Origin of the sequence: Streptomyces sp. NPDC006140 (assembly GCF_040628815.1) — a bacterium.
Taxonomy (GTDB): Bacteria; Actinomycetota; Actinomycetes; order Streptomycetales; family Streptomycetaceae; genus Streptomyces.
On record NZ_JBEXTS010000022.1, the window covers coordinates 67,268 to 79,804 of the forward strand.

The window sequence follows — 12,537 nt, forward strand, 5'->3', positions numbered from 1 at the left end:
CCGTGCCCTCTCCACATCAGCGCAAAGGACGAACCATGGCAGCAGACCGGCGCATCGTCATCGAGAACTGCGCGATCGCGACCGTCGACGGACACGACACCGAGTACGCCTCCGGGCACGTCGTCCTCGCCGGCAACCGCATCGAATCCCTCGGCGCGGGCCCGGCCCCCGAGGGCCTGGACAACGTCGCCCGCCGGATCGACGCCTCCGGCCACCTCGTGACACCCGGACTGATCAACACCCACCACCACTTCTACCAGTGGATCACCCGCGGCCTGGCCACGGACCACAACCTCTTCGACTGGCTGGTCGCGCTGTACCCGGTCTGGGCGCGCATCGACGAGCCGATGGTCCGCGCGGCCGCCCAGGGCTCGCTCGCGATGATGGCCCGCGGCGGCGTCACCACCGCCATGGACCACCACTACGTCTTCCCGCACGGCTCCGGCGACCTGTCCGGCGCGATCATCGGCGCCGCCCGCGACATGGGCGTCCGCTTCACCCTCGCCCGCGGCTCCATGGACCGCAGCGAGAAGGACGGCGGCCTGCCCCCGGACTTCGCCGTCGAGACCCTCGACGGGGCCCTCGCCGCCACCGAGGAGACCGTCCGGCAGCACCACGACTCCTCCTTCGACGCCATGACCCAGGTCGCCGTCGCGCCCTGCTCGCCCTTCTCCGTCTCCACCGAACTGCTGCGCGACGGCGCCCAGCTGGCCCGCCGCCTCGGTGTCCGGCTGCACACGCACGGCTCGGAGACCGTGGAGGAGGAGAAGTTCTGCCACGAACTGTTCGGCATGGGCCCGACCGACTACTTCGAGTCCACCGGCTGGCTCGGCGAGGACGTGTGGATGGCGCACTGCGTCCACATGAACGACTCCGACATCGCCGCCTTCGCCCGGACCCGGACCGGCGTCGCCCACTGCCCCTCCTCCAACGCCCGCCTCGCCGCCGGCATCGCCCGCGTCCCCGACATGCTCGCCGCCGGCGTCCCGGTCGGCCTCGGCGTCGACGGCACCGCCTCCAACGAGTCCGGCGAACTCCACACCGAGCTGCGCAACGCCCTCCTCATCAACCGCCTCGGCGGCCACAAGGAGGCCGCGCTCAACGCCCGCCAGGCGCTGCGCCTCGGCACCTACGGCGGCGCCCAGGTCCTCGGCCGGGCCGCCGAGACCGGCTCCCTGGAGCCCGGCAAGCTCGCCGACCTGGTCCTGTGGCGGATGGACACCCTCGCCCACGCTTCCATCGCCGACCCGGTGACCGCCCTGGTCTTCGGCGCGGCGGCCCCGGTCACCGCTTCCTTCGTGGGCGGCCGGCAGATCGTCGAGGACGGGCGGCTGCTCACCGCCGACGAGGACGCCATCGCCCGCGCCACGCGCGACGAGGCCCGGCGCCTGGCGCGGATCGCCGCCGAGGCCTGACCCCACCCGGATACTCCGGCCGGGAGGGACGGCTCCCGGCCGGTGGCCGTGGACCCGAGCGGGGTCCGCGGCGGCCGTCTCCGGGGCGCGCACACACGCGCGCCCCGGAACGGCCAACCCGTCACCAGGTCCCGCACGACCACCCGCACCACCTCCTTGACACCCACGGCCGCCGCTCGGCGCCGCCGTGTAACCGACCGGAGGGACGCCGCCGTGGCCGACCACCCCGTTGACGAAAAACTCCCCGCGCTCAAGATGGCGACGACCGGCCTGCAGCACGTGGCCGCCATGTACGCGGGAGTCGTCGCCCCACCCCTGATCGTCGGCGCGGCCATCGGCCTGACCGCCACCGACCTGACCTTCCTCACCGGCGCCTGCCTGTTCACCGCGGGCCTCGCCACCTTCCTGCAGACCCTCGGCATCTGGAAGATCGGCGCCCGGCTGCCGTTCGTCAACGGCGTCACCTTCGCCGGTGTCGCCCCGATGACCGCGATCGTCGCCTCCACCGAGGACAAGTCCGACGCCCTGCCGGTCATCTTCGGCGCGGTCATCGTCGCCGGACTCCTGGGCTTCCTCGCCGCCCCCGTCTTCTGCAAGGCGATCCGCTTCTTCCCGCCGGTCGTCACCGGCTCAGTGATCACCCTCATCGGCATCTCGCTGCTGCCCGTCGCCTTCGGCTGGGCGCAGGGACCGAACCCGGCCGCGCGGGACTACGGCTCGGCGACGAACCTGGGCCTCGCGGGCGTGACGCTGCTGATCGTGCTGCTGCTGCGCCGCTTCACCCGGGGCTTCGTCAAGCAGATCGCCGTCCTGCTGGGCCTGGTCGCCGGCACGCTCATCGCGATCCCGTTGGGCGTCACGGACTTCGGCCCGGTCGCGGACGCGGACGTCATCGGCTTCCCGACGCCGTTCCACTTCGGCGCCCCGCAGTTCCAGCTCGCCGCGATCATCTCGATGTGCGTGGTGATGGTGGTGTCGATGACCGAGTCGACCGCCGACATGCTGGCCCTCGGCGAGATCGTCGACCGCCCGGCCGACGAGAAGACCATCGCCGCCGGCCTGCGCGCCGACACCCTCGGCTCGGCGATCAGCCCCGTCTTCAACGGCTTCATGTGCAGCGCCTTCGCGCAGAACATCGGCCTGGTCGCGATGACGAGGATCCGCAGCAGGTACGTCGTCGCGGCCGGCGGCGGATTCCTGGTCCTCATGGGCCTGTGCCCGATGGCCGCCTCGCTGATCGCCGTCGTACCGCGCCCGGTCCTCGGCGGCGCGGGCGTGGTCCTCTTCGGCTCGGTCGCCGCCAGCGGCATCCAGACCCTGGTCCGGGCCGGCCTCGACAAGGACAACAACGTCCTGATCGTCGCCGTCTCCCTGGCCGTCGGCATCATCCCCATCACGGCGCCGGAGTTCTACCACGCCTTCCCCGAGACGGCCCGGATCGTCCTGGACTCGGGCATCTCGACGGGGTGTGTGGCGGCGGTCCTGCTCAACCTGGTCTTCAACCACCTGGGCGACAGCGGCCGGGAGGCCCACGACGTGACCCACCCGATGGAGCCGGGCGAGGAACTCACGGGCACGCCGAAGGCACCAGCCGCGTAGCGCTCCGGAGCCCTAGAGCCCGAACAGGCCCGGGTCCGCCGCCAGCTTCCGGAAGACCTCGGCGGGGTCGGCGACCAGCCTGCGCTCCTTCAGGTCCAGGATCCCGCCGACCGCCGTGATCTCGGCGGCCACCGTGCCGTCGGGCTTGCGGACGGTCTGCTCGATACGGAACGTCTTGCCGTCGCCCCACTCGAAGGCGCAGGTCACCTCGACCTCGTCCCCCGCGAGCAGCTCCCGCTTGTAGCGGATGGTCGTCTCCAGCGCCACCGGTCCCACCCCCTGGGATATGAGACCGGCCTGGCTGATCCCGGCCGCCTCGAGCAGCGACCAGCGGGCGTGTTCCGCGTAGTTGAGGTACACCGCCTGGTTGAGGTGCCCCTGCACGTCCGTCTCGTAGCCACGGACGGTCACAGGGACGGAAAACGGCTCGCTCACGGCTTTCCCTTCTCGCACCGGGTTCTCGCACCGGATTCTCGTGTCATGCGCAACGATCCACCGATCTTGGCATGCCCATCACGCCCGGCGCGGGGAAGCCAGGAGAAAGCGGGTCCCGGTGCGCGGCTCGCGGTGCTCGCTCACCTGCCAGCCTGCCCCCTCCAGGGTGGCCGCGCAGGCGCGCAGCGCCCCGCCGTCCGGCTCGTGGACGGCGACGGCCTCCGGCTGCGGGGTCTCCCGCACCCGGTAGCCCCCGTCGTCCGGCCCGGCCGGAGGGTGCCCGGCCGCCTCCAGGGCGAGCGCGGCGGCCTGCACGAGATGCGTGCGCTCCCAGCCGCACGGCCGGTCCACCGCCCCGTCCCGGTTGGTCATGCGGCGCAGCTCCAGCAGGCCCTGCCAGGCGCTGTGCACCTCACGGCGCCGGGCGGGGCCGGACCGCGGAGGGTCCGGTTCACCACCGGTCCGTGCCGCGAACACACCCGTGGCGGCGGGAGCCTCCCCGGCGGGCCCGGGCACCTGTGTGATGCCCTGCCGGACCCGATGCCCCTCCGGCGTCAGGAAGTGGTCGTGCGGCGGCCGGGGGTGCCGGAAGGCGAGCCCGCGCTTCACCAGCGCCGTGAGCTGCGCCTCCGTACCTCGCAGCCGGCCGGTCACCGGGTCGGCGGCGTCGATGACCCGCCGCTGCGCGGCGGTCGGCGGTCGGGTCACGGCGTGCTCCTCTCCGGCCGGTCTCGGGCACTGGCCCACCTGCTCGAAGGCTACGACCCGCCACTGACAACCGCCCCTACTGGCGGTAGCCGCCGAGGAACCGCCCGATCCGCCCGATCGCCGCCTCCAGGTCGTCCGCGTGCGGCAGGGTCAGGATGCGGAAGTGGTCCGGGGCGGGCCAGTTGAAGCCCGTGCCCTGGACCACCTGGATCTTCTCCCGCAGCAGCAGGTCCAGGACGAACTTCTCGTCGTCGTGGATGCGGTGCACCTTGGGATCGAGGCGCGGGAAGGCGTACAGCGCGCCCTTCGGCTTCACGCAGGTCACGCCGGGGATCTCGTTCAGCTTCTGCCAGGCCACGTCCCGCTGTTCCAGCAGCCGCCCGCCGGGCCTGGTCAGCTCGCCGATGGACTGCCGGCCGCCGAGCGCGGCCTGGATGGCGTACTGGGCGGGCGCGTTGGCGCACAGCCGCATGGACGCCAGCATGGTGAGGCCCTCAAGGTAGTCCTTCGCGTGCTGCTTCGGGCCCGTGACCACCAGCCAGCCGGAGCGGAAGCCCGCCACGCGGTACGTCTTGGACAGGCCGCAGAAGGTGAGGACCACCAGGTCGGGGGCGAGCGCGGCGGCCGAGTGGTGCACGGCGTCGTCGTAGAGGATCTGGTCGTAGATCTCGTCGGCGAAGACCATCAGGCCGTGGCGGCGGGCGAGGTCGAGGATGCCCTCGACGATCTCCTTCGGGTAGACGGCGCCGGTGGGGTTGTTCGGGTTGATGATCACGACCGCCTTGGTGCGATCCGTGATCTTGGACGCCATGTCGGCCAGGTCCGGGTACCAGTCGGCCTGCTCGTCGCAGAGGTAGTGGACCGCCTTGCCGCCCGCGAGAGTCGTCACCGCCGTCCAGAGGGGGAAGTCGGGGGCGGGGATCAGGACCTCGTCGCCGTCCTCGACCAGCGCCTGGACGGCCATGGAGACCAGCTCCGACACGCCGTTGCCGAGGAAGACGTCGTCGACGCCGACCTCCAGCCCGAGCGTCTGGTAGCGCTGGGCGACGGCGCGGCGGGCGGAGAGGATGCCGCGCGAGTCGGTGTAGCCGTGCGCCTGCGGCAGCATCCGGATCATGTCCTGGAGGATCTCCTCCGGCGCCTCGAACCCGAAGAGCGCGGGGTTGCCGGTGTTCAGGCGCAGCACGCTGTGGCCCGCCTCCTCCAGCGCGTTGGCATGCTCTATGACCGGGCCGCGGATCTCGTAACAGACCTCGCTGAGTTTGCTCGACTGCCGGAACTCCATGCGCCGCTTCCCCTCGCTCACTGGTGTTGCTTGGTTTTACCAAGCAGCAGCTTGGAAAGTCCAACAACTTGTCTAGACTGCGTCGCATGCCACCTCGCCGAAGCTACGACCAGTACTGCTCCGCCGCCCGCGCGCTCGACGTCGTCGGCGACCGCTGGACCCTGCTGATCGTCCGGGAGTTGCTCGCTGGTCCCCGCCGCTACACGGATCTGCACGCGGACCTGCCCGGCGTCAGCACGGACGTACTCGCCTCGCGGCTGAGGGACATGGAGCGCGACGGCCTCGCCACCCGCCGCCGGCTGCCACCGCCCGGCGCGGCCACGGTCTACGAACTCACCCCGCGCGGAGGTGAGTTGCTGCCCGTGCTGCAGGCGCTGGGGGAGTGGGGGCAAAGCGAGCTCGGGGAGCGCCGGCCGACGGACGCCGTACGGGCACACTGGTTCGCGCTGCCCCTGCTGCGCCTGCTGGACGGGGAGGGGCTCGTCGAAGTCCGCCTGGAGGAAGGGCGGTTCCATCTGCACGCCGGTGCCGAGGAGGGGCCGGTGTACGGCGACGGACCCGCCCCCGCGGAGCCCGACGCCCTGCTGGTCCTGGACACCGCCACGTGCACGGCGCTCAGCCGCGGCGAGCTGGACCTGGTCCGGGCCGTGCGGGAGGGCCGGGTCGAGGTGACCGGCGACGGCGCCCTCGCGAAGACCCTCCGCGAGGCATGAGAGAAGGCCCGCACAGGGCGGGCCTTCTGATGACGTGCCAGGCGCCGGACGACGGAACCGTCAGCCGCCCGGCGGCTCCCGTGGCGGCCGGGGGTGGCGGGGTCGGTTGGGCGCCGGGCGGCACCCGTGTCGGCCGCGGACGACGGGGCCCGACGGTCGCGGGCGACGGGGTCGTCAGGCGCCCGGCGGCACCCGTGTCGGCCGGCCCGAGCCGCGGGTCAGCGCGTACCCGGCGATCCCCGCCAGCGCGGCCAGGAAGCCGCCCGTCGCGGTCCACACCCACCGGTCCGACCACCAGCCGGATGCCCAGCCGTCCTCCGGTTCGAGCCCGGCCAGCACCGCCGCGTCCTCCCGCTCCGCCCCGGACCTCGTCGCGATCCCCGGCACCAGCGGCTCGGCCAGCGAGCCGTCCACCGCCGCCGAGCCCCCGATGTCCTCGGAGTCCACCCGGATCCGGGTGTCGACCGGGAGGCCGAGGTCGGCGGTGGTGACGCCGTTGGCCGTCAGCCGCACGTAGTACGTGCCGGGCAGCGGGTCGTTGCCCCACGGCTCCGACCAGGCACGGACCGTGCGCAGGACGCAGGCCAGCTCCACGGAGGCCGCGTCGGCCGCAGCGGTGCGCGTCTGCGCCCCGTACTGGCAGGCCTGACGGCGGCGCAGACCGTCGTAGACATCGAGCTGCCAGGTCTGGGCGGCATGGGTGTCCGGCAGCTTCACCGTCGCCCTGACCGTGGGGCGCTGCCCGGTGTCCGCGGGGAACGACCAGTACAGGTAGTCGCCGGTGGACCCGCTCGCGGTGGCCTCCTGCCCCTGCTCGACCTCGGTCGCCGTACGGAACGACGTACCGGCCCGCGTGGGGGCCGACCCGCCGTCCTGCGACGGAGTCGACGGAGTCGGGGAGGCGTCGGCCGCGGCCGGGGCGGCCGCCAGGCCCAGGGTCAGCAACGCGGCGCTCAACGCGCGTACCACTAGCATCAGTTGGTCCTCCAGACGGCGACCCGCCAGCGCGACAGCCAGCCCCATACGAGACCGGCCAGGAAGCCGGTGAGGATCAGGACACCCAGCAGCCACCAGCCGCGGCCGAGGCCGAAGGCGGCCACGTCGGCCGCCCGGTCCGGACCGTCCACGACGTCGACGGTCAGCTCCAGCGGCAGACCGGGCGTGGCCTTCACACCGGAGGCCGCCGAGAAGGAGTGCGACACGGCCAGACAGACGGCCTCGGCCGGTGCGTCCTCCTCGTCGCTCGCGGCCTTCGGATAGCGCAGACCCGTCGAGATCACGTCCGTACGGCCGGTGCCCGCCGCCTCGCCGCGCACGATCTCGCGGCCCTTGGCCGTGACCGCGCGCAGCAGGACGCCGTAGCCGGGGTTCACGGCCCGGTCGGCCGCGACGCTCACCGAGGCGCGCAGCTCCTTGCCCGGCGGGACGTCCACCCGGTACCAGCGCTGCTGCCCGAACTCCTCCCGGTCGCTGTACAGCCCGGACTTCAGCGTCGGGGCCTCGGCGCACTCGGCGGCGCCCCGCGTCGGCACCGGCGTCACCACCGGCTCGGCCGCCCGGTCCACCAACTCGTTGACCCGGTCGGTGAGTTCGTCCTGGTGCTCCACCGAGGTGTAGGTGCCGCCGGTGGCCTCGGCGATGCAGCTCAGCTGCCGGCTCAGCTTGGCGGTGGGCACCAGTCCCAGCGTGTCGATGGTCAGGCCGATGCCCTTGGCGGCGATCTCCCGGGCCACCTCGCACGGGTCGAGCGGGGCGCAGGTGTCCTCGCCGTCGCTGATCAGCACGATGCGCTTGGAGCCGTCGCCGCCCTCCAGGTCGTCGGCCGCCTTCAGCAGGGCCGGGCCGATCGGCGTCCAGCCCGTCGGGGTGAGCGTGGCGACGGCCGTCTTGGCCTCGGTGCGGTCCAGCGGGCCGACCGGGTAGAGCTGCGCGGTGTCCTTGCAGCCCGTCTTCCGGTCGTCGCCCGGGTAGTTCGCGCCGAGGGTGCGGATGCCGAGTTCGACCTCCTCGGGCGTCGCGTCCAGCACCTCGTTGAACGCCTGCTTCGCGGCGGCCATCCGCGACTGTCCGTCGATGTCCCGCGCCCGCATCGAGCCGCTCACGTCGAGGACGAGGTCGACCTTGGGGGCCTCCTGGCCCGTGGGTTCACCGGCGGCCGCTCCGGCCGGGAAGGCGAGCCCGGCCGTCAACGCGGCGAGCAGGGCACAGACGCCCGCCGCCAGCCGTTTACTTGTGATCATCGGCGGATCTTATTGATCACCGGGGGCGGGCTCCAAAACGGGCCTCAGCGCAGGGGATTGGGCAGCTCCGCCCACTGGTCCCCGGGCGTCTGCGGCGAGAGCCGCATCAGCGTCAGCGCCTTCGTGGGCAGGGGATCGGCGCGCAGCGCGGCGAGATCCGGCGTGTCCGGGAGATCCCGTACGGCCGTCTCCAGCGCCGTCGAGAGGGCCTCGCCCGACCCGGCCGTCCCGGCCAGGGCTCCTGCCACGAGTGAGCCGAACAGCTTGCGGCGGAGCGTGCGTTCGTCGTCGGTGACCATGCGGGCCGGCAGGTCGGGCACCGCGATGCGGTGCCGGGCGAGGCGGGCCGGGCTGACGCGGATGTCGGCCAGGTCGCGGTAGACCAGCCGCAGCGGCTCGCCCGCCGGTGAGAGGACCACCAGCAGGTTCTGGCCGTGTGCCTCCAGGGCCACGCCCAGCTCCAGCAGCCGCAGGCCCACCGTGAGCGTTAGCCGCGCGAAACCGGCCAGCCAGCCGGGGGAGCGGGGCAGTTCGGTCGTGGCGAGCGCCGCCACCGGCAGGATCCGTTCACCGCTGCCCGCGTACGTGCGCGGGGACTCCCGCAGGACCGCCGCGAAGTCCGGGGAGCCGGCCGCCGCCGCGCCCAGGGTGCGGGTGACGTGCAGCAGGCCGTCCGTGCGCGCCGCCGGAACCCCGGCGAACTCCGACAGCACCGCCGACGCGGCGACCGACGGCAGCGAGATGTCCCGCACCGAGGACGTCAGCCGGGCGCTGAGCGACGTCTTGACGTGCGGCCCGCCGGGCAGGGCGAGCGTGCGCAGGGACATCAGCGGATGCCCCGGACTCCGCTCCTCGCACGTCCGCTTCAGCACATGCGCCGCCTGCCAGGGATGCACCGGCAGCACCACGTGCTCCCCGTCCCGCAGGTCCCCCGGCCACACCCCCGTCACCAGGCACTCCTCCGCCCGCACCGGCACCAGTCCGAGCTCCACCACCGGCCGGTGCTCAGGCCCGTAGGCGAGCTGTTCGGCCACCGAGAAACCGGGCCGGGACCGGCACGTCGGGTGGAAGGGATGCCCGTCGACGATCCGCTGCTCCCACGCCCAGTCGCTCTCCGGCCACGCCTCCCGCTCGCCCTCCTGCCCCGCCCGCGACAGCGCCAACGAGGCCACGCTGTGCCCGAGTTCGGCGGCGAAGGCGGCGGAGTGCGGGACGGCGAGGTCCGTCACCAGCCGCGCCGGATCGTCGTATGCCGTCCCGTCGAGCCGTACGGAGGTGACGTACGCGCCGGTCGCGTACGGATCCGGCCGCGGGCCGTGCAGCCGGCGGCCGTCCGACAGGCGCAGGGTCAGCCCGTCCCGGCCCGGCTCCCCGCCGGTGACCCAGGGCAGCGGATCATGCGTGAGGCCACGCCACAGCCGCGACAGGACGGCCGCCCGGGCGCCGGGCAGTTCGGCCTCGTACCGCGGCAGGAGGCCGGGCCGTACGACGGCGAGTTCCTCGGCGACCTCGGCCTCGGCGGTGGGGGGACGGTGCACGGGCGGGCTCCTCGGGTACGAATAGGGCGTCACGGCGGGACGGCGACGACCGCATACTGATCATCTCCGCCCGGAACGCCGGCCGGAACGCTGGAAGGACCGTAGGGAACGAGTGGAACGCGTGGACCTCATGCCCCCGCCCGCCGACGACGACTCGGCCCACGGCGACGACACTGCCACCGGCCTCGCCGGGCGCGCCGACGCGTACGCCGCCGTGCCGCTGCTGAACTGCCTGCTGCGGGAGGTGGCCCGGCCGGTCCGGCAGGAGGGCGATCACCGGGTCTACCGGCTGCCCGGCGGGGGCCGCCTGCTGCGCGTGCGCGGGACGCGGCGGCCCGCCGAGCCCGAGGTGCGGGTGGCGGGTGGCTGGCGGCGCGTCGGCCACACCGAACTGGTCAAGCTCGTCGCCGAGGAACTGCGCCGGCACACCGGGCTGTCCAACCACGAACTGCCCGCCGAGATGATCGACAGCCGGGACGCCGTGGCCGCGCTGCTGGCCGCCCGGGCCCGCGCCACCCCGCCCGGCGACCTCTACCTCCGCTCCGAGCAGTGCCTCCTCACCGGCCACACCCACCACCCGGCCCCCAAGGCACGCGGCGGCGGCCCGGCCGCCGGCTGGCTGCCGTACGCGCCCGAGGCGTACGCCCGCTTCCCGCTGACCCTGCTCGGCCTGCGCGAGGACACCGTCGTCGAGGAGGGCGACACCTCGGCCCTGGACGCCCTCGGCACCGCCCCGCCCGGCTACCGGCTGCTGCCCGCCCACCCCTGGCAGCTCGACCTGGCCGCGCGGGAGCTCGACGCGGCCTTCGCGGACGGCCGGCTCGTCCGGCTCGGCACGACCGCCTTCGACACCTGGCCGACGGCCGCGATCCGCACGCTCTACGCACCCGAGCCCGACCTCTTCCTCAAGTTCAGCCTCGACGTGCGCATCACCAACGACATCCGCCGGCTCTGGCGCCACGACCTGCTCGCCCTGCGCCGGACCGACGCGGCGGTGTGCTCGGCGCTGGCGGCGTCCGACGGCCCTCCGGCCTGGCTGAGCGACCGCGGCTACCGCACCGCCGACTTCGCCTTCGAGGCCCTGGCCGTCCTCGTCCGCGACGGCTTCCACGACCGTCTGCTGCCCGGCGCGACCCCGCTGCTGGCCGCCGGACTCGTCGAGGGCTTCGACGGCAGCCCGCTCGACCGCGCCGCCGCCCCGGAGGCATGGTGGGCGGCCTACCTGGCGCAGGTGGTGCCCCCGGTCCTCACGGCCTTCGCCCGGGACGGCGTCGTCCTGGAGGCCCACCTGCAGAACACCCTCGTCGCGGTGGACGCCGACGGCACGCCCGTGCAGGCGCTGTACCGGGACGCCGAGGGCGTGAAGCTGCTGCCGGAGGTGTCGCGCGAGGCGGGCTGGGAGCGGCTCGTGTACTGCCTGGTCGTCAACCACCTCACCGAGATCGCCGGCGCCCTCGCCGCACGCCGGCCCGGCTTCGACCCCTGGCCCGCCGTCCGCCGCGAACTGGCCCGCCACGACGTCCCGGAGATCCCCGCCCTGCTCACCTCGCCCACCCTGCCCGCCAAGACCAACCTGCTGCTGCGCTGGACCGGCGCGGACGGCGCCGACGCCCGCTACCTGCCGCTGCCCAACCCGCTCCGGCATCAGCCGTAACCGGCCCGGGCGAACGAGCACGGGTGGCCGAGCGAGCGGAAGAACGCGGCCAGTTCGGACCTGAGGCGGGAGTCCGGGCGGCGGGTGAAGAGATAGCCGGTCAGGCAGCCCGTGTGGGCGACGAAGACGCCGTCGGCGCCGAACCGCTCGCGGTGCGCCAGCACGCCCTCGAACGTCGCTTTCGGCAGCACCTCCTGGGACAGCACGGCGCTGCTGGTCGCGGCCCGCGCCACGGCCGCCGCGTCCCCGCAGGCGAAGCCCTTCAGCAGGTCGGTCAGGCACTGCTCGTACGCGGCCCCGCGGCGCCGGTAGTGCTCCAGCAGCAGGGGCGTGACGGCGGCGGTGTCCACGGTGCCGGGCTCGGTCACGTAGGCGGTGTGGAAGCCGATGTCCGTGCCCAGGCGCCGGACCAGCCGGTGCCGGCCGCTGAGATACAGGGCGAACTCGTCGAGGAAGACGCTGTCGGCACGCTCGATCGCCGCCAGGACGCCGACGACCACCTCGGTGTCGTACGGCAGCGAGAAGAGCCGGAACAGGCAGCGCAGGGTCGCCACGATGTCGGCGGTCGAACTGGCCATGCCGACACCCACCCGCAGCTCGGAGCGCGCGGTCCACTCACCGGGCGGCAGCCGCAGGCCGTAGTGCTCCAGGAAGAGCCGGACCGCGGTCGCCGACTTCTCCCCGAGCGGCGACGGTGGCGGGGGCGCGCCGGGCACCGCTCCGGGGTTCACCCCCGGGCCGGGCACCGCCCCGGGGGTGAACGACACCCGGGAGTGGCGGCCGACGGGGAACGACACCACCGCGATGTCCGGATCGGGGCCCGCCCGCAACGGGCCCTGGTACAGCTCGCCGAGCGTGCCGTGGCAGACACCGGAGGCGACGCCGGACACGACGCGGGGCACGCCGGGGGAGGGCGTGCGCGGACTCGTCCGGTCACCCACGTGCGCACC

General features: G+C 73.8%; 11 protein-coding genes. 4 read left to right on the forward strand and 7 right to left on the reverse strand.

The window, feature by feature from the left end:
- The first annotated feature begins 35 nt into the window (after positions 1 to 35).
- Together ABZ386_RS37710 and ABZ386_RS37715 are read left to right on the forward strand one after the other, a co-directional pair.
- Positions 36 to 1,415 (forward strand): 8-oxoguanine deaminase, encoded by a 1,380-nt coding sequence (locus ABZ386_RS37710; RefSeq protein ID WP_356505166.1) that lies wholly within the window; start codon positions 36 to 38, stop codon positions 1,413 to 1,415.
- 213 nt (positions 1,416 to 1,628) lie between these two features.
- The gene (locus ABZ386_RS37715; RefSeq protein WP_358968107.1) at positions 1,629 to 3,014 is read left to right on the forward strand and encodes a nucleobase:cation symporter-2 family protein; all 1,386 of its coding nucleotides are present in this window, start codon (positions 1,629 to 1,631) and stop codon (positions 3,012 to 3,014) included.
- A 12-nt stretch (positions 3,015 to 3,026) separates the two neighbouring features.
- On the opposite strand, the gene ABZ386_RS37720 is transcribed toward ABZ386_RS37715, so the two are convergent.
- The 3 genes from ABZ386_RS37720 to ABZ386_RS37730 all read right to left on the reverse strand — a co-directional run bounded on the left by ABZ386_RS37720 (position 3,027) and on the right by ABZ386_RS37730 (position 5,442).
- The gene (locus ABZ386_RS37720) at positions 3,027 to 3,449 is read right to left on the reverse strand and encodes an acyl-CoA thioesterase (RefSeq protein ID WP_351347384.1); all 423 of its coding nucleotides are present in this window, start codon (positions 3,447 to 3,449) and stop codon (positions 3,027 to 3,029) included.
- A 78-nt stretch (positions 3,450 to 3,527) separates the two neighbouring features.
- Positions 3,528 to 4,157: a hypothetical protein gene (locus ABZ386_RS37725; protein WP_351347382.1), complete on the reverse strand. Its 630-nt coding sequence runs from the start codon at positions 4,155 to 4,157 to the stop codon at positions 3,528 to 3,530.
- Between the two features lie 76 nt (positions 4,158 to 4,233).
- Positions 4,234 to 5,442 (reverse strand): pyridoxal phosphate-dependent aminotransferase, encoded by a 1,209-nt coding sequence (locus ABZ386_RS37730; RefSeq protein WP_356505216.1) that lies wholly within the window; start codon positions 5,440 to 5,442, stop codon positions 4,234 to 4,236.
- A gap of 86 nt (positions 5,443 to 5,528) precedes the next feature.
- Here ABZ386_RS37730 and ABZ386_RS37735 point away from each other — a divergent pair, with 86 nt between their 5' ends.
- A complete protein-coding gene (locus tag ABZ386_RS37735) occupies positions 5,529 to 6,155 on the forward strand; it encodes a helix-turn-helix domain-containing protein (RefSeq protein ID WP_351347380.1) in 627 nt (208 codons plus the stop codon).
- 174 nt (positions 6,156 to 6,329) lie between these two features.
- On the opposite strand, the gene ABZ386_RS37740 is transcribed toward ABZ386_RS37735, so the two are convergent.
- Genes ABZ386_RS37740 through ABZ386_RS37750 form a run of 3 tightly spaced genes read right to left on the reverse strand, consistent with a single transcriptional unit; the run spans position 6,330 to position 9,933 of the window.
- Positions 6,330 to 7,130, reverse strand: a complete 801-nt coding sequence (locus ABZ386_RS37740) for a hypothetical protein (RefSeq protein ID WP_358968111.1) — start codon at positions 7,128 to 7,130, stop codon at positions 6,330 to 6,332.
- Complete coding sequence (locus ABZ386_RS37745) at positions 7,130 to 8,395, reverse strand: VWA domain-containing protein (RefSeq protein ID WP_351347376.1); 1,266 nt, start codon at positions 8,393 to 8,395, stop codon at positions 7,130 to 7,132. Before ABZ386_RS37745 ends, ABZ386_RS37740 begins: the two co-directional genes overlap by 1 nt.
- A 44-nt stretch (positions 8,396 to 8,439) precedes the next feature.
- On the reverse strand, positions 8,440 to 9,933 hold the full coding sequence (locus ABZ386_RS37750) for an IucA/IucC family protein (RefSeq protein ID WP_358968113.1): 1,494 nt from the start codon (positions 9,931 to 9,933) through the stop codon (positions 8,440 to 8,442).
- Positions 9,934 to 10,045: 112 nt separating this feature from the next.
- Here ABZ386_RS37750 and ABZ386_RS37755 point away from each other — a divergent pair, with 112 nt between their 5' ends.
- On the forward strand, positions 10,046 to 11,587 hold the full coding sequence (locus ABZ386_RS37755; RefSeq protein ID WP_351347372.1) for an IucA/IucC family protein: 1,542 nt from the start codon (positions 10,046 to 10,048) through the stop codon (positions 11,585 to 11,587).
- Here ABZ386_RS37755 and ABZ386_RS37760 read toward each other — a convergent pair.
- Positions 11,578 to 12,528, reverse strand: a complete 951-nt coding sequence (locus tag ABZ386_RS37760; protein ID WP_358968114.1) for a hypothetical protein — start codon at positions 12,526 to 12,528, stop codon at positions 11,578 to 11,580. The two genes, ABZ386_RS37755 and ABZ386_RS37760, sit on opposite strands and share 10 nt — an antisense overlap.
- Positions 12,529 to 12,537: the final 9 nt, after the last annotated feature.